We start from the raw sequence: 23,396 nt of genomic DNA, 5'->3' as shown, positions 1-23,396 counted from the left end.
ACGAGAGGAACGAATGACAAGACTACGATCAACCGCCCTACGAAAGGGACACAATCGATTCACTACTGTCAGCTCACGAATTCAGCCGCATCGTACTATCTAGCGAACTCAGTGCACTCTCTGTCAACGCAAAGTAGGCGGCTATTGCAGCGCTCGTGAATCCAGCTCAATTCTCATTGACAGTTGCCCAGCACGCCAACTCCTAGCTGCACACAACTTCAAAGACGGGTGGTTTCAAAGATATGTTATAGAAAATGGATGGGGGACCTGTATGCCTGCAAAAATTCGAGTATTCATAAGTAGTACAATGGATGATCTTGCCAACGAGCGAGAAGCCGTAGTTGAGGCAATTAACAGCCTGAACTTTGAGCCAGTGAATGCGGAGGGCATCCTTCCGAATGGCGGAAAGAGTTGGGATGTCTTAGAGCCGGAAATTCGTACTTCCCTGATCTGCATCCTGATTCAGGGTGAACGATATGGTTGGATCCCGCAGGAGGGTTACGGCGCCGACCAAGGCAAATCTGTCACCCATCTTGAAATCGACATTGCCCGTCATGAGGGTATACCGATACTGCCCTTCTTCAAGAAGCTCAAGTATGGGGCTGATTCAACCAGCGCTGATGCCCTACTCAGGGATAAGTTTCGCAAAGAAATCGCGGATTGGAAAGATGGTGTGTTTCGCAGTGAGTTTAATCTCGCATCAGATCTTAAGGACAAGGTGTTCCGGTCGCTGCTCGACGTGCTAACCGGCACATACTTGCGTACCGCAGTAGAAACCCGTGTCTCGAAGACCGCAACTGCACCACCAACCAACTACGCTATCGAAACCCCGCCGCCAAAGCCTTCTACGGATGTCTCCACTCCGCCTGAGGTACTGTTCGCTGGCGCGGGATTGTCGCTTAGCGCTGGGTACCCAAGTGCCAATGCGTTGGCGGGTGTCATCGGTCAGGCTCTGGGGCTTGATCCAGACCAGACGTCACATCATACCTTAGCTCAGTTGTTTGATGTGGCCGAGACAACGCTTGGACGGACTCGAAGCATCAGCATCGTCAATGAACTCCTCAATCCGCCACTACCTATCGAGCCGACGCCGGCCCATGTGGCAGCGGTGCAGCGATTTCCTGTTATCCTAACCACGAACTATGACCGTCTTTTCGAACTTGCCTGCGATATGCTTGATATCACTTACATAGTGCGGACGCCTGGCGATGACGTGAAAGATGACGCGACGCGTGCGGTAACAATCTTCAAGATTGATGGGTCAATTGACCGTCCAGAGACACTTGTACTGAGCCCTGCAGACGCGGATCGTGCGCGAAACGATGCATCATTCTGGGCTAAGGTTGAAAACGTACTGAAAACCTCTCGGCCGATCGTCATCGGTCACTCGATGCGTGACGCGAATAGCGTGAACCTTATGAGTAAGCGAAACCTTGAAATCAAAGGAGTCTACGTGGCACCAGTAATCGATCCCATTGATGGCCGCCTGCTACTAGATAAGCTTAACCTCAGCGGCATCGAAAGCTCGGCCAGCGAATACCTTTGGAAAAAACATACTAGCACAGGGCACAAGACAGGCGATTGGTGAGCGGATATTTTGCAAACGCCACCTATCTGAGAAGAGGAGCTATGACGGTTTTAGTATAGCGGGAAGCAGCGCGCCGGAACCTCCCAGCGCGCGCATCGGGTGATGCATCCTGAACATCACGCTATCTGCGTTGTGTTGCTCGGAGACCTGAAATCGAAAAGCGGGACACCGATCTTGCGAGCCTTGTCCGCCAGATTATCGGTGATCCCCGAGCCCGGGAAAAGGATGAGCCCGATGGGCATTGCCTCCAAGAGTGCGTCGTTGCGCTTGAACGGTGCGGCCTTGCCGTGGCGTTTCCAATCAGGCTTGAAGACGATCTGCTGGCATTTGCGTGCGTCAGCCCAGCACGCGGCGATCTTCTCGGCGCCTTTGGGCGAGCCGCCATGCAGGAGCACCATGTCGGCGTGTTTGGCCTTTACCCGGTCCAGCGCATCCCAGATCGCCCGATGGTCGGTGATGTCGAGCCCGCCGGAAAACGCGACCCGTGGTCCGGTCGGCAGGAGTGGTTCGATCTCCGCGCGTCGCTTCGCCGAGAGATAGTCGCGGCTGTCGATCATGGCCGCCGTTAGCGTGCGGTGACTGATCCGTGATCCCGAGTGTGGACGCCAGGTCTGGCCGATATGGGTCTCGAAGTAATCGGCGGCGATATCGCGCATGAGCTCGTAAGCGTTGCGCCGTTCGATCAGCGTGACGCCCTGCGCCGTCAGGGCTTCGAGTTCGACGGAGCGCACTTCCGACCCGTCCTGTTCGCGCTGCGAGCGTTTCTGGGCCTGCTCGTTGTCGTCCAGGTCGCGGTCGACGCGGGCCGCTGTGCGATGAAACAGGTTGGTCACGGACCAGAGCAGGTCTTCGACATCCGGTTCGAGACGCGTGTCTTCTAGCGTGGCGGCGAGTGCGTCGAAGATATCGGCTATCGCACCCTGGAGGGCGTCGGCTTCGGGCAAGGGTCTCGGGTCGGGTTCGTCGGCGAAAGGCCGATAGCCATAGAGCTGCAATTCTTCGAGTACGGCCGCGGTTGCGGAGCTGGCCATTGGTTCGGTGGTCTCGGCGGTCATGGGATCGTCTCCTGTTCGGCGTGGGCCGCGCCTCTCGCGGCCTTCCTGAGCGACGGGAAAGCGGGGGCTGGCCGGGCCTGCACCGCCGGTCACGGCGGCCGGAGCCAGAGGCGGAGGACGGCGGAGGCGGCGCTCTCTTGTTTCGCGATGCAAAGCCGGGCCTTTACGCCCGGCGGCGGAAAAGAGCGCCGCCGCAGCCGTTGCCGGCCCGGTCAGTCTCCGCTCCGTCTCGCTCCTCTCGGAAGGCCGAAGGCGAGGCTCTCGAATTGGGAGGTGATCTGACGATGGCGACCAGACCAGTGACGGGTCTGCTCAGCCGCTCAGTGTTCGTCAGAAAGCAACCGCGATAGATCAGGCTCGACCAGTTGATGACCCAGATGCGTTCTTAGGTCGTCCCGTCCGAGCTTGCGGAGGTCTTCGTTGAAGTCGCCGCCAAGAGAAATAAGCCGGATCGTCTCGATACCGGCGGCTCCTGTACGTTCGGTCAGATTAGCGGTTGCCATTGCGCCTGCCTCGTCGTTGTCGGCGGCGATGTAGAGACGTTGAAGCCCGGTCGGCAGGATCAGCGCGGCGAGATGATTGGCCGACAACGCGGATATAACGGGCATGTTGGGCAAGGCCATGCGCACGGAGAGCGTGCTTTCCAGCCCTTCGCCGACGGCGAGAATGTCGCTCGCGGCTCCGATCCGCACGCCATGGCCGAGGAGGTTCCCCATCGCCTTGCGTGATGGATCGAGGGGCGCCTTGCGAGCCGTCGCCGGATCGAGCCATGTGCGGTGAACGCCGGTGAGATTGCCGTTCCCGTCCGTGACCTTGGCGAGCAATGCGGGCCAGGTCTCCGGTGGGGTGTCTTTCGGCTGACCTTTTCGCCAATAGTAGCAGCACGAATGAAATCGCAGCGCTGGCGCGTCGCCAAGCCCGGAAAGACCGCGTCGATGAAGATAGCGCTCGGCGAGCGTTCCACCGAGCGGTCTTCCCATGGCGAAGAGGCGCCGTGCAGCCTCCGGCGATCCGGTGGAGGCAACCACGCGTTCGCGAGTTGGCGGTTCAGGTCGTGGGAGGCTCAGGAACAGCCGCGCCTCATCAAGCGTCTCGCCGAAGGTGCGAAGTTGCCGGGCGCCGGCGATGAGATCTAGCAGGTCGCCATGTTCGCCCGTGGCGGCGTCTGTCCATTTCCCGGCGGCGCCCGGACCGTGGGCTGGTCCCGTCAGGCGAACATAGAGGCTGCGACCGGACGTGTTCTCGATGTCGCCGACGATCCAGTACCGGCCCTGCTTGCGGCCGTTGGAGAGGTAATGGCGGCAGACAGCCTCCGCCTCGCGGCCGAGCCGTCGTGCGATTTCGGATGCAGCGCTGTTCATTTGCGCCTCCATGCTGAGAGCAAAAAAAGAAGGAGCCCGCCACATTGGGCGGGCTCCAGGGGCGGCTGCGGGAGCCGTTGGGGGGCTTGGCTCCCGGTCACTCGGCCGCAGTGGCGAAGGCGTTGCCGGTGACAGGTTCATCATCGGTGATGGCGGAGGAATCGCCCATGGCCGTTTCGCCGCCGTTATCCGCCGATTGCGCTTCGCTTTCAGGGAGAGCCAGCATGCGCAGCACTTCGGGCAACCAACCGGTCCCTTCGAGAAGCTCTTCGGCCGCCGCGACCATGTCCGGTTTCTTGAGGCCGGCGATGCGGTCGGATGCTTCCGCGCCCTTCGCCTCGCGCACGGCCTCCAGAATGCGGGCCTTGGTGACGCGAGCGAGATAGCTCTCGCTGGTCGGCGCCCAGCCCGCCGCCGCCATGTCGAGCCCGAGCGCCGCCGCCAGCACGTCGGCATGGGCGAGCGCCCGCGGACGGCGGTTGTACGGTTCCTGGACGGCGTTGACGGTCATGGCGACGCAATGCGCGAACAGCGCCTCGCGGCTATCGTTGTCGAACCCGACCAGCGCCTCCCACAGATCCTCAGGCGCTTTCGGCAGCGCCCCTAGCCAGCTCGTCGTGCGATCGTCGATGCTGAGCGCGTAAGCCGTGTCGCCAAGGCCCGGCGCCTGGGCGCCGAAACCGGCGCTGTGCGGGGTGACCTCGACGCAGCTATCCAGCGGATAGTGATAGAAGAGCCGGAGCGTCATCGCGTGCAGGGCGGCGAGGAACGCCGTCTGCGGATTGTTGGCGAGCGCGTCGCGAAGGGCGAGCGTGCGATGCGCCGTCAATTCCATGACGAGGCGGTCGGAGAGCGGCTTGAGGCCATCGTCTTCCTCTTCCGCCTCGTCGCTGGCGTCGGGGGGAGTAGCGTCGTCGACGTCCTCCTCGGCGGAGGAGTCGATCCCATCGACCTCGTCCTGTCCGTCGGATTCGACCGCAGGTTCATCCTCGGGGCGGACATAACCACGTTCGGCGCGCAGGCGGCCGTCATGACCGATGCTAACGAAGACGCCCGCCATGGCGATTTCGTCCGGCTCGAAGCGGACGGGCCGCTCCTGCAAGGCTTCCATCGCCGTTTCGATCTCGCCGAGCCGACTGTCGATCTCTTCCGGGAACTCCTCAGCGTCGGCGTACTCGTCTTCGAGCTTGTCGTATTCGGCCTTCAGCGCGTGGAAGCTCGCGATCTCGTCCTCGCTCATCGGCTCGGTCTCGCCGATGATCCGGCGCAGACCATAGGTATGGCCGTAGGGAAAGTCCGTGCCGATCTCGATCCATTTCCAGCCCTCGGCGCGAATCGCTTGTGCCTCTGTTTCGAGCTTTTCATCGACGAGTTTCGCAATCAGGCCCGCATCCTGTAGCCAGCCGCCATCATCGGACTGGAAGAGATCGCGAAGGATGGCGCCGCCGGCCGCCTCATAGGCGCCCAGCCCGACGAACTGCGCCCGCCGGTCGGAGGCGCGCACGGAGCCTTCGGTCAGCATGCGGCGGATCTCATAGGGCTGTTTCGCGTAAGTCCGTTTGATCGACTCCCAGACCTGTTCCTGGCGCTCGTGGTCGGGATTGACAGTGAAGGCCATGAGCTGGTCGAGGGTCAGTTCCTCCTCGGCGTAGGCGTCGAGAAGCGACGGCGCGACGGCGGCGAGCTTAAGCCGCTGCTTGACGACATTCGCCGAGACAAAGAAGGCCGCCGCGATTTCTTCCTCGCTCTTGCCTTTCTCGCGCATCGCCTGGAAGGCGCGGAACTGGTCGAGCGGATGGAGCGGCGCACGCTGAACATTCTCGGCGAGGCTGTCCTCTTCTGCGAGACCGTCCGTGCGCACGATGCACGGCACGGGCGCTGTGCGGTTCAGGCGCTTCTGCTTGACCAGAAGTTCGAGCGCCCGGTAGCGGCGTCCGCCGGCCGGGATCTCGAACATGCCGGTTTCAGCGTCATCCTCATCCAGCACCGGCCGGACGGTGATCGAGGACAGAAGTGTGCGCCGGGCGATGTCTTCGGCCAGTTCCTCGATCGAGACGCCAGCCTTGATGCGCCGGACATTGGACTGGCTCAGCACCAGCTTGTTGAAAGGGATGTCGCGCGAGGCGCTGAGGGTGATTTTCTGAGACTTGGTCATGTCAGTTCTCCGTGGGCGGGCTGGCCGAAAGCCTCTCTCTCGACCTCCAAACCCGTCACCAAGAACCCGGCCCGCCTCTTCCTCTTGAGGAAGCGACGGACCGGAAAGGCGGAGCGCCGGTTGCGGCTACGCCACGCGCTCCAATAGTTTCTTCGCCTTGCCCTCCATTTCGAGCCGGGCGTCCTGCTGCGGCTTCGACCGGGCGACGGCGGTGATGCCCTGCACGAAATCGAACACGGACTCGGGCGGGCGGCCTTCCTCTGCGAGGACTGTCTCGACGATCCTGGCCGTCTCCGCCTTGGAGAAGCCCCGCTTGCGGAGGAAGTCGGTGCGGTCGTCGTCACTGCGCGCGACGATCCGCTCGCGCGCTGCTCGAATGCCTTCGACGAAGGGTCGTGGCGAGGAATCTGCGAAGCGGGTCAGTGCCGGCGCCGCCTCGTGTGCGAAGCGGTTGGCGGCGTATTTGGAATGCCGGATGCTGATTTCCTGGAAGTCCTCAACGCCCCAGAGATTGCGGTTCTGGCAGACGGCGCGCAGATAGAAACTGGCGATGCCGAGCGTCTTCGCGCCGACCTCCGAGTTCCAGCAATAGAAGCCCCGGAAATAGAGATCGGGAGATCCGTCGGGCAGCTTGCCCGCCTCGATCGGATTCATGTCGTCGACCAGGAAGAGGAAGACGTCCCGGTCGGAGGCGTAGAGCGTGGTCGTATCCTTGGTGATGTCGACCATCGGGTTGTAGACACCGCTCGACCAGTCGAGCGTGCCGGGTACTTTCCAGCGCGTATCGCCAGTTCCGTTCCCCGCGATCTTCTGCACGGCCGCCACGAGTTCGTGGTCGTAGATGCGGCCATAATCCGGGCCGGTGACGGCGCGCAGCTCCGTGCGCCCATCCTCGGTTTCCAGCGTCTTGATCTGCTCGGCTCGGTGCGAGGTGAGCCCGTATTGCAGGTTGATGCCCGCAAGCGGCGCCGGGAGCTGGCGCAGATAGGCCGCCGGCGCGTTGACCAGACTTGCAAGCTGACCGAAGCTCCAATGGGTCGGCGCGGCCGGTGCGTCGGCGTCGGGCAGGATGAGCGCCAGGTTTTCCGGATCGTCGCGATGGGCTTCGACGCGGATCGCCGCGCTCTCGACCGTCCGCGTGCGGCTGCGCTCGGCGCGGCTCTTTACCGACGCGTAGAGCTCCGACAGGGACAGATAGCGCTCGTCATCCGGCCGCGAAAACCATTCCGAGGAGACGCGGCCAATCCGCTCTCCGCGCGAGATATCGACTTTGTAGCCGCCGCTCGCGTCGCGTCGGCCGTCCAGGATTTCAAGGTTCGTCATGGGTCAATCTCCGTGGGCGGGCCGGCCGAAAGCCTCTCTCTCGACCTTCAAACCCGTCACGGCGAAAGCCGCCGAACTCTCACTCTCTGGGGGCGTTGCGGGGTCTCCTCGCAGAAGGGGTCGGCCGAGACCTGGGCTCGGACGCAGGGGAAGGCCTTCCCCTCCCCATCATCTTGGTTGTTTTCCACACTTCCAATCAGCGGCTCGTTGGTTCCCGATCAGCCGGGGGTGAAAGCTTCACCGTGAAGTGATCGAAGCGGGCGGGACGATGCTTCGTCCAGCCTGTGAGATTTCCCATGCTTTTGTCGCTAGGCGCAGAGGGTTCGTCATGCCGCCGACGTGACCTCAACTCACTATTCTCGCCTGCATGCAGGACCAGCGGGCTACTCGAAGGCCGCCCGACCAGATTGCTAACTCGATACGAAACCTCACAGTCTGAATGCTGAAGTGTGAGGGTTTGTATCATTGTGCCGTCGTGGTCCAGGCGCGGAGGAACCTGCGAGCTCCTCACGGCACAGGAATTTCCGCGGCCGGCCGATCTCAAGATGCGGGCATGCCTGCCGAAGCCGAAGCCCGTCCGAAATCTGCCTACAGATTTCGGACAAGAGTCTCTCCGTATAAGGCGCCGGGCGTGCCACTGACCATGCATTGCAGCGCCACCACAGATATGCTAAACGCCATATATGGCAGTTTATGTGGAATTGGCGGCCGAATATGGCAGTTAAGGTAAGCTCTCTTAATGCGCGTCGAGCCTTGGAGGCGCTGGGAGCAAACATCAAGACGGCTCGTTTGAAGCGTCGGATCTCCGTGAAGGGATTCGCCGAACGGATCGGTGTGTCCGAGAGAACCGTCATCCGACTGGAAAAGGGAGACGACGGCGTCAGCATCGGCACGCTGGCCATGGCCTGCCTGGTGCTCGGCGAGATCGATCGGATTTCGGAGTTCCTCGATCCGGGCTCCGACGATACCGGACTGCTGCTTGACAGGGAGGCGTTGCCTAAGCGGATTGACCGGAAGCGAGGGGCCAAGCCCGCTGGATCGGGCAAGGAAAAAACCGCTCTTCCGGACGGCGACGATGATGAAGGGGTCGGTTTCTGATGCCCGAAGCGATCGTCGCCCTTGGCGAAGGCAAGCGGGTTGTCGGGCGGTTGCGGTTCGAGACCGACGGCCGGCGACAGCATTCGCAATTTGAGTATGCAGCCGAGTGGCTGGCGGCGCCCGACCGCTTCGCGCTTTCTCCTGGCCTGCCTCTGCGTGAGGGCGGCCATTTCAGCGCAGGCCGCGGCGATCGCCGTTCGGCGCTGCCCGGATGTTTTTCCGATGCCGCGCCGGATTCCTGGGGACGTGCACTGATGACCAAGGCCCTGGGCGGCGGTCTCAGCGAGTTCGACTATCTGGTGCTGTCGGACGATCGCACCCGGCAGGGCGCGTTGCGGTTTCTCGGGGACGACATGGAGCCGTTGTCCGACCTGACGCCGCCAATCCCGCGGCTGGTCGAGCTGGACCGCCTGCGGGCGCTCGCGCACCGCTTCGAGCGCGACCCCGGCGGCGCAGAGGAAGAAGCGCGTGATCTAGCCGGTGTCGCCGGATCGCTCGGCGGCGCCCGCCCGAAGGCCAACGTCGAGGGCGACGGGCATCTGTGGATCGCCAAGTTCACATCAGCCCAGGACACCAAGCCGGTCGAACTTGTCGAGGTTGCGACGCTCAAGCTGGCGGCCAAATGCGGCTTACGGGTCGCCGAAGCAAAACTCGAGATGCGCGACAGCGACAGCCCGATCGCGTTGATCCGACGGTTCGATCGCCGCGGCAACACGCGGATCCCATTTATTTCGGCGCGTACCGCGCTCGACTGGGACAGCGACGAAGGCGGGTTCTACACGGACATCGCCGACGTGATCCGCCAGATTTCGAGCAAGCCGGTCGACGATTTACATGAACTCTGGCGGCGGATCGTCTTCACGATTCTCGTCTCCAACAAGGACGATCATCTGAAGAACCACGGCTTCATCTATGCCGGCGGGGATCGGTGGCGGCTGTCACCGGCCTTCGACATCAACCCCTCGCCGTCACGACACAGGGTGCTGGAGACCGGTATCATGCAGGGCGGGTCGTTCGACGCGTCGCTCGATATCGCGCTGGAGGCATGCGAGTTTTTCGACCTTACGCCGACCGATGCCAGGCAGCAGGCATTTCAGATGGCACAGTCGATCGCGAGCAACTGGAAGCAAGCCTTGCGCGATGAAGGTGCCTCTCCGGGCGACTTGGAAACTTTTGCCGACGCCTTTGAGCATACGGAAACGCTGAGGGCACTACAGCTGAAGGCTTAGATTGTCGGCTACCACCCAAGAAACTCATTAAACACGCAGCGAATGCCATATTCTATCTGCGCTTGGTAGTCATGGGTGCGAGAGCTGATAGAGACGAGGGTAGAGAGTCGAAACAGGATCAAGCCGGGAGCTCTTGGCGGCGTTGCAGGCCTCGCACAAGAGTTGGATATTGGTAATGTCGTTCGCACCGCCCTGTGCGAGGGGAACTATATGGTCGTAGCGCTCTCGTGCTTCGGGAGACAGGACGCGGTCGATAGATTTTTTGCAACTGCGACATTCACCCCCGTCACGAAAATAGATGGCATCACGGACGTAGCTCGGTATCGCCACACGGCGAAGCGTCCCTTTGTTGGTGAACCTTTCGTCTCCATTTCCTACGTCTTCACCGAAATCGCAGATGTAATACGCAACGATTGCGTTGAAGCGCGCCAAGAGGCTGACGTCACGAAAGACGATGTGGAACACCTCCTCTACGAGTCGGTTGCGCCCATTTTCATACAATTCCGTCAGGACGATCTCACCGGGACCTTCTTCAGCGATGTCCTCGAACCAATCCTTAGGTGCATTCACCAGTTCGAGAAACGCACGAAAAGTTGCCGAACCTTCGTCAGTCGGTTCGTGAATGATGCTCTCGAAGATTTCGGCAATGAAGTAGTGAAGATTCGACCATCTCGGGAATGCGTTGCATAGTGCGTTGGCACTCTCGTTCTCGGCAAAGATGTCATGCAACTCTCGAAGATAGGCCTGCGGGTCATCGACGACGTTGGAAACCACATGTGCGAACCAATAGGGGGTCAATCCGAGGGCTTCGAAATAACCTGATCGTCTCATTCGTGCACCGGCCCGGACATTTCGAGATAGTCACTCAGCTTTTGCCGCAGGATGATGGGATTCCTCGTCTCGCATTCCCAGACGATGCAACTTTCCCATCCTAGTGTTGTGAGCTCTGTGAGTTGCCGTGCGTCCCGGCGGACGTTCTCATCGAATTTCGCCTTCCAGAACGGGGTTCTGGTCTTCGGCGTAGTGGTGCGCGAACAACCCGGATGCCGGTGCCAGAAGCACCCATGTACGAAAATCACTTTCTTTCGACATGGGAACACGAGATCGGGCGATCCAGGAAGTGCCTTGACATGCAGACGATACCTGTAGCCGAGCGCATGACAGAGTCGGCGGACGAACATTTCGGGTTTCGTTCCTCTTTGCGCGACGGAAGCCATTATCTTGGATCGAACAGGGTCTATCTCCTCCTTTAATTCAGTGATTTCATCGGACATACTCATTTTTGAACCTTATTCGTGGCCTCGTGTGATGTTCTATGTAGAAGACTATAGCGATGAACGCCTGAAATCATGGTGCATACATTGCGGTGCTGCAATCGCAAACGTGAACGCGAATCGCGACCACGTCCCCACGAAGTCGTTTCTTTCTAAGCGCTTGCGAGAAGCTGGTGCGGCTTATGATCGTGGTCGGGGCTTGCCCGACGGCTATCTTCCGCAAGTATTGGTATGTAAGGCCTGCAATGCAGGCTTCTCAAGAGATGAAACTTACGTCTTGTGCGTTTTGCACGCGGTCCTTGCAGGATCGCTTTATCCCGATCCGGACACTCATCCGGAAGCCGCAAACGTCCTGCGTAGCAATCGCGACATCGTCCGATCACTCAAGGCCCGACCAGATGGCCAGATGTTCCTGTTCGATGGTTTGCAACCCTTCACGCTATATCCCGATCCCGATCGCGTCAGCAAGGTCGTAGTCAAGAACGCTCGTGGTCACGCTTATCACGAGATCGGAGAGCCGCTGCTGGAGGAACCATCCTCAATTTCGTTTCAGCCGCTCCAGTCTATGTCGGATGACGAGCGTGCGACGTTCGAAAATGGCGGCGGTGGTGGTTTGGATCTTTGGCCTGAAGTTGGAAGTCGCATGATGGTGAGAATTCTTGAGGGCGTTGGTATGGCGGGGGGCTGGGTCGAGGTGGAGCGCGGCCACTACCGCTATGCGGTGGACTGGTCGGCCGGCATCTCGGTGCGAACGGTCATTTGGGACTATCTCGCAACGGAAACCCGTTGGGATCCGTGAGAAGGAGCGGAGTTGTGGCGACCGTACATTCAAGACCTATAGCAGGCCGTGACGAACCGTCCGAACTCAAAGCATTCGATGCTCTGGCGACGCTGAACGACGAATGGCACATTTTCCACTCGGTCGCTTGGATCGGTGTCCGCGGGCGCCGTGTCGGTGACGGTGAAGCGGATTTCGTGCTGGTTCATGCTCGACACGGTGCAGTGGTCGTCGAAGTCAAGGGAGGTGGTATAGCCATCGAGTCTGGATGTTGGAGGTCGACAGGGAAACACGGCGAGTTCGAGATCAAGGATCCCTATCGACAAGCCACGGCATCGAAATCGGCATTGCACAAATGGTTCGACAAGCAGCACGGCTTGAAATTGCCGACCTGCCATTGCGTGCTCTTTCCGGATTATTCGAATCTAGCCGCACTGGGACCGCACGCTCCGCCAGAGATAACCGTCACACCACGTGACTTCGTCGGAATGGATGACAAGCTGACCGAAATCCTGCGGACTTGGGGTTTGGCAGCAAACTTGTCATCCAAGGACATCGGCCTCATCATCTCGGCGCTCGCACCAAAGACGTCTGCACGTCGCACCCTTGCCGATGAGGCTTTCGATGCGCACAGGACGCTTGTCGATCTAACCCAGGAACAAATCCGCGCTTTCGCCGGCATGAGGCGAAACAGGCGTGCCGTCGTTTTCGGTGGGGCTGGTACCGGAAAAACTATCTTGGCCATGGAGAAGGCTGCCGAATTCGAAGAGCAGAACGGAAACGTTCTGGTTCTTTGCTACAATAAGCTTCTTGCCTCTCGCCTGAAGAAGGATCCGCGCCTGCGCTTGGCAACCGTAGCCACGTTTCATGGACTGTGCATCGACGAAATGAGAAAAGCTGGCATTCCTTTTTCCGCGAATCCAGATCGCGAATGGTGGGAGCGAAAAGCCGCCGAGTGTCTGGTCGAAGCGCTTGCGACGAACGGAAATGCGTTTGACGCCATAGTCATCGACGAGGGACAAGATTTCGCTAGAGAGTGGATCGACGCTATCGAAGTGGCGGGGGCACATGGGGCCGACACGCCATTCTACATATTCGCGGACGAAAATCAGACGCTCTGGCCAAGAAACTGGACACCAGAAGCGGACTGGCCAGTCTACGAACTGTCGGTGAACTGTCGAAACACCGATCAGATCGCACGTCGATTAGATCCGATCGTCAAGCGTATGGAGGTGACTCGTGGCGCTCAGGGGCCCGATACGAAATGGACAGAGATTACACGCGCAGATCGCGCTACAAGCGTAGCGGCGAGAGCCGTCGAGCGATTGTTGGCCGAAGGATTTTCGTCATCGGAGATCTGCGTCATTTGCGAACACCACGACACTGCTCGGCAACTGAGAGAGATGTCGGTCGGCGACGAGATCTTCGGAGCATATGGCAGCGGCGGTATCGTCGTTGAGACTATTGCGCGATTCAAGGGCCTCGAAGCGCCCGCTGTTGTTCTCATACTGGAGGGGGGTGGCTGCGAGCCGGATATTGAGGCCTATGTGGGCTTTAGTCGCGCCTCGACATATCTGCAGGTCATCGGTCCGCCAGCCCGTAAAAAGGGGTTAGGTTGGAGTTGACCCGTCGGCCACTACCTTAAAATATCCCGCTTCACCGAAAAGCGTCTTACGGTCGAGCCGAGTGTTGAACATTCGGCACGATGGCTCGCCTAAATGGAGACAAACCGCACAGGCCGCGCCGGATGGGTTTGAAGCGCATCCTGGATCGAGGGCACATCTGGTTTCATCGAATACTACCCGGTCGAGGACTGTATGAAGATCATACTCGAACATCGCCTGTAGTCCACCCAGCACGAAATCGCCTCGTGGCGTCGCGAACGTCACGAAAGCCAACGCCGCTGGAAAAAGAAGCTCAGACAACGCATTTCGGTCAATGCCGGCATAGAAGGACGATTGCCTGACCATTCGGTGTGAGTAGCTGTGAACGAGCGTTTCGACCGCGGCATAAATTTCCGATGTGTCGGGGTCCGGACCCATTGCGCGCAAGATGTTCTCGTAGGCGGTCCGCGGCGTTTCATTCAGTTCGACGTCGAATCCGTTGTGGGCTAGCCAGTTCGCTACTGCTGTGGGCTTGAGGCGGATCAGTAGAGCTTCCGTCGCGGCGACATCTCCGTACACGACGTACCCGCCATCCCGCGCTGTAAAGGCACGCAGCCGTGACGCACCGGGTTCATGATCGCCTCTGCTGAAACCGTACTGGCCGGTGAGGACCGGAAACCGTTCGACCAGATCGACCCTTTCAATTCCGGCGACGTCGAGCGCATGAGGATACTCATCAGCGTAGAGGTCCGCCATGGTTCCAGTAGCATGTTCACCCAGGTCGGAAAGTGTCTGCCGTGTCTCGGAGACGGCCATCGCAATGGACGCAGCGTCCGCTTCGACGCGCTCAATGACACGTGTCGGTCCCGTTAGGGGTGCCGCAATTTCTTCATGAAGCCCGGACTGAGCGACCATGCGCTCAATCGTGTCTTCGTCCAATCCACTTTCCGCAAGAGTCCGCCTGAGCCCTGCCGCACGGCCACCTTGCATGCCGTCGACCCAAGGCGCATTAAGACCGTCTGCTAGCCATATCGCGGCGGTGCCGGGTCCCCCTGCCTGCGTAAGACGTCGCGCTTGAGCTTTGGAAGGCGGATTCACGATCACGATTCCGCGCGGTGTATAGACGGTCGCGCCACGATGAACGTTGAAGTCCATGCGATCGCCATTTCGCCCCTGTTCGCCGCATCGGCACGTCGCATTGAGAAAGGTTGCCTGAAGCCGGCGGTTGCATTCGGGACAGTCGATTCGGATTTCGTACAGGCTGGTCGTGCCCGGTAAATGGATACGGGCCTCACCGTGGGTCGGGCAGCGTGGGTAGAACGGCTCGCGGACCGCACCGCATGCGTCGTGATACAGTACGAAAGGGAGCTGACCGTGACGTGCGTTGCCGCATTTGCAGCGCCTGTTCGGCGCGTCGTGCAGTCTGTTGCAGTTGTCGCATTTCCAAGTCTTGGGAAAAGATTCGACGATCACGCCCTTTTCGCGATCAAGTGCCTCGACCCTGATACGCCCGGACCCGCGCAGATGCCGGACGAAATCTCCATCCCGTCCTGTCGCTTCCCAAGCGCCGGCATTGGAGATCAAGGCGGAGCGCAAGGCGTCCTCGTCGACGTCATGTACTGCTTGGGTATGCCACCGTTGCACTTTCCATATGCCGCCCTTCATGTCGACGGTCTGCTCAGGCAGAAAGCCGAAAAGGATCTGTGAGGCGCTACGTGTGTCCTTCATGTCGGATCTCTTCCCCAAACGTCGATCTGATCAGCGACGTCCCTTAGAGACCGCATAGGTGCACCAGTGGGCAGCCCAAGGGCATTCGCCCATTCTTCCGCGTTCGCTGGATCGGAGACGCGCCGAACCCAGGTCTCGTACCAGCTCTCCACTTCGTGCTTCAAAGCGGCGCTCGCGGCGTCGTCGTAACCTAGCAGATCGCAGATTGCCTTTGCTTCGTTCATCGCGAAGCCCGGCGTCTTTTCGATATATTCTTTGAGCCCGTACGCTTTCCAAACGGTTCGATCCGCTAGATGCTCGTGGAGCATTAGAACGCGGGCAAACGCCAAGCCTGGTATTGTGCGCTCAAGGACTCGTCGGCTCCGTCCCGTTATTGGAATCGGCTCGACGAAGCGGTCACCTTGGGTGACGTATTTCGGAAAAGCGCGATAGATGCTCGCATCCCGCTCCCGCCCGATCTTATGAACGACGAAAGCGAGCGCTGGCCAGCGCCGTCCGACACGGGCTGTCGCTTGAATGAACTCCGCCGTCGTCAGCGGCAAGCCAAGCATAACCATGACGTTCAATCGATCGACGTCGACGCCATGTGACATCATTGATGAGGCGGCAACGACATGCAGGCGATCTCCGAAGTTCTCCTCCGGCTCTTCTAAGCGTTCCAAGGTGGACGCCACTTCTTCGAACTGCGTCCTGCCCGTCAAAGACGCTATATTTGGACGGGGTAGAGGGATGTCACCCCATTGGGTCGCGGCCGAACGAACGACCGCATCCAGGTCCCGCAGAGTATTGCCGTAAATGACGTCGGTGCCATACGTATCTAGCAGAAACGGCATCAGTTCAGGATCTATTCCCGTAGCTTGAGAGACCTCTTCCGGACGCTCTGCGACCTCACGCATTACGCCCTGCAAAGACACGACCATTCGGTCGAGCGCGTACTCGATCGTCTGCCCCCGGGGGGCAACGGCGAGATATCGGCGCATCGTCGCGGCTGTGTCACCGGCCCAAAATCCATTGCCGATTCGCGGTTCGGGATGCGGAAAAACTCGTGCCCGCCGATGATAGAGAACGTCGCTTTGTCTCTGATACCCGGTGAGCGTCGCCGAAGAAGCCAGAACCTTGGGGGGCGCACCACACAGCGCGAATTGCAGGTGATCCAATAGCGCTTCGTAATGCGCATCTACTGCCCCGAGACTATCGCGCAAAAGGTGCAGCTCGTCCTGAAGGCGATACGTCATACCATAAAGCGCCTCAGACTGCGGAAGGGCGCCGCGAGGTGCGTTGCAGTCCGGTACGAGGCATCCGTTCGGCCGCCCTGAGCGCGGAGCATAGGTATGTCCGTGGTGTTCCTCCGGGCAAAAGCCCGACGGGGCACCTATCATGCCCTTCATGTTGGCTTGCATCGCAATACCCGCCGCCTTGTCGAGCGTTCCAACAATAACGGTCGGGAGGTTTCGCCACACTTCCGTATCCACGACGTGTATCGGTAGAGGTGCTTCAGGTCCCCATTCGCATTGGTCGTTCGTGCAGCGATGTTCGAGGCGCCAAAAGGAGCGGCGAAAACGCATTTCGATACTGTCTGCCCGACAAAATGGACAGACCTTCAGCATCCGAAGCTTGTCCGGCATCGAAAGGTCGTCGGGATCCCATCGCCCTCTCTTTGCCGGTGAACGCTCGTCGCTAATTTTGTTTGGCGTCGAGCCGTCTCCTACCAAAAAACCAAGTCCGAAGGAGTCACCGGGTAACTCGTGTCGCCGGCGGACGATCTCCGCAGCGGCGAGCGCGTTTGCGAAGCGCTGTGTCTGTTGAAGCGATAGAAGTCTCAGTGGAAATCTGGACCAGGCCGTCACGCCGGTCACCTTGCCGCGCATGCGGTCGAGAAAGGCCGCCGTTAGGATTAGGCCGAGGTAGGTTTCCGTTTTCCCGCCGCCTGTCGCGAACCAGACGATGTCGACGACCCCCGAATCTTCCCTGCGGCAACTGGCGATGTTGGCGAGGAGAAATCCTATCTGAAACGGCCGCCATCCCTCATAGCGTCCACGCGCGGAAATGATCATCGCCTCGTTCATCATTTTGAACGCTCGCATCAGGACCTCGTCAGCCTTGAGCGCATCTACGCCCGCGCGAAGTCGTCTGGCCTCCGCCACGAATAGTTCTTTCTCGGCTTTCAGTTCGTCTGTTCGATCGCCGGTAGATTCGTGGGCGTCCCGCATAGAATCGACCAATCGGTCGATTCGCCAAGCCTCTTCGCCCCACCCCGCGTGCGCTGCTACGAGCGCTTCCAGCGGGGGAATCGGATCGGTCGAAAGCGTCTCGAAACTCAGATCGGGCTGTCCTCCATCGACGTTCCAATATTTCGGTCGTCTTTTCTGGGCAATTGGCATGTCGGTCGTTCTGAAACCATCCGACGTCTCAGTCACACCTGCATTTATGCCCCAAGCAGAAACACGCCGATCGTAGCGAAAGCTATCCGGCAGACTCTCCAAGAGGAAGTCGTCGGTATCGAGCCCTTTCAGTTCCAGACTGCATTCGAAGATACGGCCCCTGGAATTCGCAGCGGCATCCTCGTGATCTGGATCGGACGTGTTGACCAACGTGATCGACATGTCGTGTCGACCATCTCGCAATCGACCGATCTCGATGTCGATGGCTGCCGAGATGGCTGGTGAAGTTTCATGTTCTTCGAGTGAAGCGGTGAAGGCGTCCCTTAGACGTTCAAGGCGTGTTTTGAACAAGTCGACTTCGACCGAAAACTCGGACACGATCCTCGGAGATTTTCGCCATTCTCCATCACTACGGCTCCAGACCACGAAGCCGGCGCGGCCAGATACCCGGACTTTACCGTCGGCCGTCTTCGGAAGTACCCGCATGCCGACCGCGCACGGCTCCAATCGCTCAGCGCGTTCTCCTAGATCGTGGTCGTGTATCTCGCGCTCTGGAGCGAGACGACCGAGCCAGAAACGTCCTTCCGGTCGTGATTCCATTGTCGCCATATTCGCGCCGGTTGCGTCGTCTTCCACACGTCGCGACAACCAGCCGATAAATCTCTCTGCCGCGGCATATTTTTCTGATTCACTCATGCCGATGCACCCCTAGGACCCCGATGCTTCCAGACGCGCCTTCGTCGCTCGAAGCTTGAGCTTACGGATCGCTTTGTCTTCCAGTTGTCGAATGCGTTCGCGGGTTATGCCATAGTCATCACCGATCTCTTGGAGCGTCTCCTCGGCTCCATTAAATCCGAACCTTCGGCAAACGATGTCCGCGAGACGTTTGTCCTCCAAGCCATCAAGCAGGGATCGAACCCGCCGTGCCATGTCTTCGGAAATGACCGTCTCTTCTGGTTGCGGCGCGCTATCTGCGATGACATCCTTCAACGTCAGGTCATCGTCAGCGCCAATTGGCGCTTCGAGAGAAATGGTTCTCTGCTCCGAGAAAGTTGCCACTTTGGCGGTATATTCCGGCGTCCAAGCAAGCTTTTCAGCGAGAGTGTCGGTTGAGGGTGGTTTACCGTTCTCCGCGACGAGCATCCTCAGCGTGCGTCTATAAGTGGAAATCGCCTGGCGCATATGGACAGGGACTCGCACCGTCGTGCCTTGGTCTGCCAGGCCACGTGACATCGCTTGCCGAACCCACCACGTGGCGTAAGTCGAGAACCGTGTTTCCCAAGTCGGATCGAATTTGTCTGCGGCCTTCATCAGACCGATCAATCCCATCTGGACCAGGTCGTCTGCGTCCATCCGCCCTCTATACCGCTTGTCGAAAGCGACTTTCACAACGAGGCGTACGTTTCGGGTAACAAGTTTGGTTTTTGCTTCTTCGCTGCGTTTTCGAACGCGCGCAGAGAGTTCATCGTCGGCTTCGGGAGCCAGTTGATCAGCTTGACGTATGGCGTCGCCGCACTCGATCTCCTCATCGCGGGACAGCAGAGGATTTTTACGAGAGATACGAACGAGGTAGTCGAGAGCAGTCGGCGCCATCGCTGCATCCGACGAAGAGGTTTCGGCAATTGTCTCCGCCGCGTCGTTTCCGCCATCCTCGATCTCGACTCCTTCGGAAGCGAGCGCCCGCTCTAATGCGATCGCTTCTTCCGGAGAGATTCCTCGCTTCAGATAGATTGCGTCGACGTCGAGCCGATTCAGTTTGCCTTTCTTGCGAACTGCGTCGTCTTGAAGGTCCTCAAGCGTCCGCTCGAACATGCGCCCCCGTTCGTCGACGGGCTGCGTCATTTCCCAAATGCCGCTAAATGTTGGGCCACACTGAGACCGATCGTCTTGCCGAGGATCGGCGGAACCGCATTGCCGATCATTCTACCCACGGTTTTCATGGATGGCGTCTCATTCGGCTGTACGAATAAGTAATTCGTTGGGAAAGTCTGGAGGATTGCGGCTTCACGCAACGACAGCGCGCGATCTTGTTCCGGATGACCGAAACGGCCGTTGCCGAAACCGAACGACTGCCCCGTGATTGTCGGAGAGGGCTTTTCCCATTCCATACGCCCGTAGACCCCCGGATAGGTCTTTCCCGTTTCCTTGCGGTGGCACTTCGCGACCAAATCTTCTGGCCAATCCTTCCAAGTGCCGCCAGGATTCGACGCTCTTATTCGTCTAAGGTTGATTTCCGAGAGGCGACTTGACTTGTGCAACGGATCACTCGCGTCTACGGCTCCCGCGTCAATTGGCGGCAACGCACTGATCGCATCTTTGACGGTGGTCCAATCTTCAGGGGCGGGATGAGTCGGATCAATGACGCTAATAGGGCCGAGCCGGGAGGCCAGCAATACCAATCGTCTGCGCATTTGGGGGGCGCCGTATTGACGACAGTCCAAGATAGAGTGTGAAACGTGATAGCCGTTCTGCCTCAGCCGCCTGACGAACTTTCTGAAAGTCGGGGTTCGCTCCAAAGGTGTGACGTTCTCCATCGACACGATGTCGGGCTCGGTTTCGACGACGAGATCGGCGAACTTGTTCAGAAGTACCCACTTGGTCTTGTAGGTCGCCCTCGGGCCTTGGGTGTAGGTGGAGAAAGGCTGGCAAGGTGCGCATCCCACGAGCACACGATATTCGGCATCACCCCAAGCCCTGCGCAGTTCGTCGGCTTGGTAGTCACGCGCATTCTTCTGCACGTATCGCGCGTGGGTGTTCGCTTCATATGGATACTGACAGGCAGGATCGATATCCACGCCCTCGACGACGTGGAGCCCCGCGAGCTCTAATCCGTATGTCAACCCTCCCGCGCCACAGAAGAGGTCGACGACCTTGGCTGACCGTGTCTCCATGGTTGTCAACCTAGCTTCAGTTTGGTCCGACGATCAACATCGAACCGTTAGCGATTCATTTTTTATTGCCGCATTTAAACACTTAAACTTCAAAGCCGCGCTGTCTATTCAAAGTAATTTCCCTTCCTGGCGCTAGAGAGCATTGATGCGAACGCCGCCGCGCCGGAGTAAACTAGTTCACTGGAACCCGCTCATCACAGTCGGCACACATATTCCGCACTTCATTGGGCAGCTGTGTTTTCCACGACCAAATAGGCTCCACCGCACACCGGTAATCGCTTTCTTCGTGGTCAGACGCCCGGAGACGACCTCTGTTAATTGAATATCCTGCAATGACAATATGAGTTCACTACTCTAGCCTGGACCAATGTCCACTGGACCTTGGTCCGACATGGAGAACGACCTAATCGTCGCGGATTACTTCGCGATGCTTGCGGACGACATTGCCGGTCGTCCTTACAGCAAGTCCGACCGTAATCAGCAACTGAGAACGAGGATCGAACGGTCGCGGAAATCGGTCGAATTCAAGCACCAGAACATCAGCGCGGTGCTGAAGGGACTCGGCGAAGATTGGATTCCCGGCTACAAGCCGGCGTTTCATTTTCAGTTGTCCCTGATCGACGCCGTAGTTCGTTGGTTTGTGCGAAATCCAGACTGGCTCACCAGAACTCCGAATCCCCTTCCAACGCAACAGCTCCGTGAGAATGCGCAACTCTGGATTGGTCCTCCACCTACGGTGTCGAACCAGCCGACGCCAAAGGATTTGGAGCAGACGCTGCATATTGCCTGTAAATTCGACGTCGCCGGCAGGGACGAACGAAACCGCGCGCTCGGACGAGCGGGCGAGGAACGTGTTCTGGAGCACGAGCGGATCACCCTTACGAGCGCAGGCCGTCGCGATCTCGCGCGTAAGGTACGCTGGGTGTCCGATATAGAAGGGGATGGAGCGGGCTACGACATTGCGAGCTTTAGGCCTGACGGCAAGTTGAGGTTGATTGAGGTGAAGACCACGAACGGTTGGGAGCGGACCCCCTTTCAAATCTCACGTAATGAACTGGCGGTTGCTGAGGAACGACGTGCTGAATGGTGTCTTTTCCGGCTTTGGAACTTTTCGCGTGACCCGAAAGCGTTCGAACTCTTTCCGCCCCTAGATGCACACGTGTCGCTGACCGCCATGACATTTCAAGCCAGCTTCCATTGAGATCGATCCCATCCTTGGCGAGAAGTCGCCGAGCCTCCAAGATTATTGCTAAATGCCACATATGGCAGTTAATTGTGTTGTATTTGACAAATGCGGCATCCAATTGGGCGGGTGCGTGCTGATGAAAGATGAGCAATTGAGGTGCCTAACACAGCCCGTCGTCTAGACTGCTGGTCTGGATTCTGTGAGCATTTGATCGATAGCGCTTTTCCGGGATTGACGATCCAGCGTGTAGGTGTTTCGCCTGAACTCGACGCCTTCAAGCAAGGCCTTCACGTAGCCGGACACAGTGTCCGCAGCCATGATCAGTGTGGAATCGAGCGTGTGGACGTATTTGCTCGTGACTGATCCCTTGGCATGACCGATCAGCGCGGCGATCGTGATCTCGGTGAAACCCAGATCGTTCGCGATGCTCGCGAAACTGTGCCGGAGCACGTGAGGCGTCACGTCCCAGAGCGGCGTGTCCTTGAACAGCTTCTTCCAACTCTGCGGGAAGTTGCCGACCGCGTTGTCGATGCCCTGGCCGGGAAAGACATAGGTGCCCGTTCTCTGCGGCCGTTCCTTTTCCAGATACTCCACGACGGGGAGCCCGACCGGGCGCACCGATGAACCTTCCTTACTGTCGATCAACCGCAAGCAGCTCCCTTCGAGGTCTACCTCGCTCCATTTGAGATTGACGATTTCGCCGCGCCGGCAGCCCGTTACCGCGATAAGCCGGAGGATCTCGGCATGTATCCTGTAGCGATCGCTCTCCTGCGCCTCCCTGAGAATACTGCCGAGAACCCGGTATTCAGCTTCGCTGAGCCGGCGGTCGCGGACCTGATATTTCGGTTTGCGGAGACCATGCGTCGGATTGTGTTCGATCACCCCGGCCTCGACCGCGTAGGAGAAGACGCCGCCAAGCAGACCCATGGTCCGGATCGCCGTGCCACGGCCACCGCGAACGATGGCCTTCCCGCGGAGCTTTTCGGTTTTCATGGTCACGCGTGTCTTGCCGGCGATGATGTCCTTCATCAGGTTATTCATGTCTGGCTTAGTGATGTCCCGCACACGTCGCGTCCCGAGAAGGGGAATGATGTGCCTGCGGATACGGCCGACATCGGTGGCGATGGTAGTGTCCTTCTTAGGGCGGCCGCCTTTCCCCAAGATGAGACCAGCTTCCATGTCGGCGATGTACTGTTCGCAGAGCTGCTTGATGGTTAGCGCCTTGCGGTCTTCCTCGCGCTCTTCAGCAGGATCACCGCCATGAGCAACTTGTCCAAGCAGGGCCTTGGCTTCGCGGCGCGCGGTCTCGGGCGTCCAGACGCCATGAAGGCCGATCGTGTAGCGACGTGAACGGCCACGAGAGCGGTACTGGACGATGTAACTGCGCTTGCCGGAGGGATAGACGCGAAGACCGAAGCCCGGCAGCTCGTCGTCCCAGACGACGTGACCTTTGCTCTGCGGCTCGACAGCCTCTACAAGCCTTTTGGTCAGTTTGGTCATGCTCCCGTCCCTCGGAAGCCCCGATTTCGAGTAAGCACCACGCAAGCACGCGAGCGGAAATCAAGGCGTATTCTCGGATAGAGACTTCGGAGAGCTGATACTGAAAATCAATATATTTCAGTTGGTTATCGTGCTCTGGCGTGCCCTATCGTGCAATTCGGATAGGCCCTTAGACCAGCTCCGAAGGCAGAGGTCAGAGGTTCGAATCCTCTTGGGTGCGCCATTCCTGTGCAAAAGCAGGCACT

17 protein-coding genes are annotated in these 23,396 nt (G+C 59.0%); 6 read left to right on the top strand and 11 right to left on the bottom strand.

The window, feature by feature from the left end; translation table 11 throughout:
* The first annotated feature begins 271 nt into the window (after positions 1-271).
* Positions 272-1,588 carry a DUF4062 domain-containing protein gene (locus HY2_RS06775; RefSeq protein WP_081814968.1) on the top strand — a complete coding sequence of 439 codons (1,317 nt, stop codon included), beginning with the start codon at positions 272-274 and terminating at the stop codon, positions 1,586-1,588.
* Between the two features lie 116 nt (positions 1,589-1,704).
* Here HY2_RS06775 and HY2_RS06770 read toward each other — a convergent pair whose 3' ends face one another.
* The 4 genes from HY2_RS06770 to HY2_RS06755 all read right to left on the bottom strand — a co-directional run bounded on the left by HY2_RS06770 (position 1,705) and on the right by HY2_RS06755 (position 7,482).
* A complete protein-coding gene (locus HY2_RS06770) occupies positions 1,705-2,643 on the bottom strand; it encodes a DUF2493 domain-containing protein (protein ID WP_034826002.1) in 939 nt (312 codons plus the stop codon).
* 320 nt (positions 2,644-2,963) lie between these two features.
* A complete protein-coding gene (locus tag HY2_RS06765; RefSeq protein ID WP_034826000.1) occupies positions 2,964-4,004 on the bottom strand; it encodes a DUF7146 domain-containing protein in 1,041 nt (346 codons plus the stop codon).
* A gap of 97 nt (positions 4,005-4,101) precedes the next feature.
* Entirely contained in the window at positions 4,102-6,159 is a 2,058-nt protein-coding gene (locus HY2_RS06760) for a ParB/RepB/Spo0J family partition protein (protein ID WP_034825998.1), read from the bottom strand.
* A 126-nt stretch (positions 6,160-6,285) separates the two neighbouring features.
* The gene (locus tag HY2_RS06755; protein WP_034825995.1) at positions 6,286-7,482 is read right to left on the bottom strand and encodes a hypothetical protein; all 1,197 of its coding nucleotides are present in this window, start codon (positions 7,480-7,482) and stop codon (positions 6,286-6,288) included.
* Positions 7,483-8,196: 714 nt separating this feature from the next.
* Here HY2_RS06755 and HY2_RS06750 point away from each other — a divergent pair.
* Together HY2_RS06750 and HY2_RS06745 are read left to right on the top strand one after the other, a co-directional pair.
* Positions 8,197-8,580 (top strand): helix-turn-helix transcriptional regulator, encoded by a 384-nt coding sequence (locus HY2_RS06750; RefSeq protein WP_051594807.1) that lies wholly within the window; start codon positions 8,197-8,199, stop codon positions 8,578-8,580.
* A complete protein-coding gene (locus tag HY2_RS06745) occupies positions 8,580-9,809 on the top strand; it encodes a type II toxin-antitoxin system HipA family toxin (protein ID WP_034825992.1) in 1,230 nt (409 codons plus the stop codon). The genes HY2_RS06750 and HY2_RS06745 overlap by 1 nt, the downstream gene beginning before the upstream one ends.
* 69 nt (positions 9,810-9,878) lie before the next feature.
* On the opposite strand, the gene HY2_RS16730 is transcribed toward HY2_RS06745, so the two are convergent.
* Both HY2_RS16730 and HY2_RS17850 read right to left on the bottom strand, forming a co-directional pair.
* Positions 9,879-10,640 carry an HNH endonuclease gene (locus HY2_RS16730; RefSeq protein ID WP_051594806.1) on the bottom strand — a complete coding sequence of 254 codons (762 nt, stop codon included), beginning with the start codon at positions 10,638-10,640 and terminating at the stop codon, positions 9,879-9,881.
* Positions 10,637-10,990 (bottom strand): very short patch repair endonuclease, encoded by a 354-nt coding sequence (locus tag HY2_RS17850; protein ID WP_420809815.1) that lies wholly within the window; start codon positions 10,988-10,990, stop codon positions 10,637-10,639. Before HY2_RS17850 ends, HY2_RS16730 begins: the two co-directional genes overlap by 4 nt.
* 127 nt (positions 10,991-11,117) lie before the next feature.
* On the opposite strand from HY2_RS17850, the gene HY2_RS06730 reads away from it, so the two are divergent.
* Positions 11,118-11,882 (top strand): hypothetical protein, encoded by a 765-nt coding sequence (locus HY2_RS06730; protein ID WP_034826058.1) that lies wholly within the window; start codon positions 11,118-11,120, stop codon positions 11,880-11,882.
* Positions 11,883-11,896: 14 nt separating this feature from the next.
* Positions 11,897-13,486 carry an NERD domain-containing protein gene (locus HY2_RS06725; RefSeq protein WP_034825991.1) on the top strand — a complete coding sequence of 530 codons (1,590 nt, stop codon included), beginning with the start codon at positions 11,897-11,899 and terminating at the stop codon, positions 13,484-13,486.
* Here the strand turns inward: HY2_RS06725 and HY2_RS06720 are convergent.
* Genes HY2_RS06720 through HY2_RS06705 form a run of 4 tightly spaced genes read right to left on the bottom strand, consistent with a single transcriptional unit; the run spans position 13,472 to position 20,465 of the window.
* Complete coding sequence (locus HY2_RS06720; protein WP_112063305.1) at positions 13,472-15,193, bottom strand: hypothetical protein; 1,722 nt, start codon at positions 15,191-15,193, stop codon at positions 13,472-13,474. The two genes, HY2_RS06725 and HY2_RS06720, sit on opposite strands and share 15 nt — an antisense overlap.
* Positions 15,190-18,270 (bottom strand): helicase C-terminal domain-containing protein, encoded by a 3,081-nt coding sequence (locus tag HY2_RS06715; protein ID WP_034825990.1) that lies wholly within the window; start codon positions 18,268-18,270, stop codon positions 15,190-15,192. The genes HY2_RS06720 and HY2_RS06715 overlap by 4 nt, the downstream gene beginning before the upstream one ends.
* Positions 18,271-18,282: 12 nt before the next feature.
* Complete coding sequence (locus tag HY2_RS06710; protein WP_051594803.1) at positions 18,283-19,416, bottom strand: sigma-70 family RNA polymerase sigma factor; 1,134 nt, start codon at positions 19,414-19,416, stop codon at positions 18,283-18,285.
* On the bottom strand, positions 19,413-20,465 hold the full coding sequence (locus HY2_RS06705; protein ID WP_034825989.1) for a DNA cytosine methyltransferase: 1,053 nt from the start codon (positions 20,463-20,465) through the stop codon (positions 19,413-19,415). Before HY2_RS06705 ends, HY2_RS06710 begins: the two co-directional genes overlap by 4 nt.
* 367 nt (positions 20,466-20,832) lie before the next feature.
* On the opposite strand from HY2_RS06705, the gene HY2_RS06700 reads away from it, so the two are divergent.
* On the top strand, positions 20,833-21,666 hold the full coding sequence (locus HY2_RS06700; protein ID WP_034825987.1) for a protein NO VEIN domain-containing protein: 834 nt from the start codon (positions 20,833-20,835) through the stop codon (positions 21,664-21,666).
* Between the two features lie 162 nt (positions 21,667-21,828).
* On the opposite strand, the gene HY2_RS06695 is transcribed toward HY2_RS06700, so the two are convergent.
* Entirely contained in the window at positions 21,829-23,151 is a 1,323-nt protein-coding gene (locus HY2_RS06695) for a tyrosine-type recombinase/integrase (RefSeq protein WP_034825985.1), read from the bottom strand.
* Positions 23,152-23,396: the final 245 nt, after the last annotated feature.

This window comes from Hyphomonas pacifica (assembly GCF_000682675.1).
Classification (GTDB): Bacteria; Pseudomonadota; Alphaproteobacteria; order Caulobacterales; family Hyphomonadaceae; genus Hyphomonas; species Hyphomonas pacifica.
This window is presented reverse-complemented; position numbering and strand designations above follow the sequence as displayed.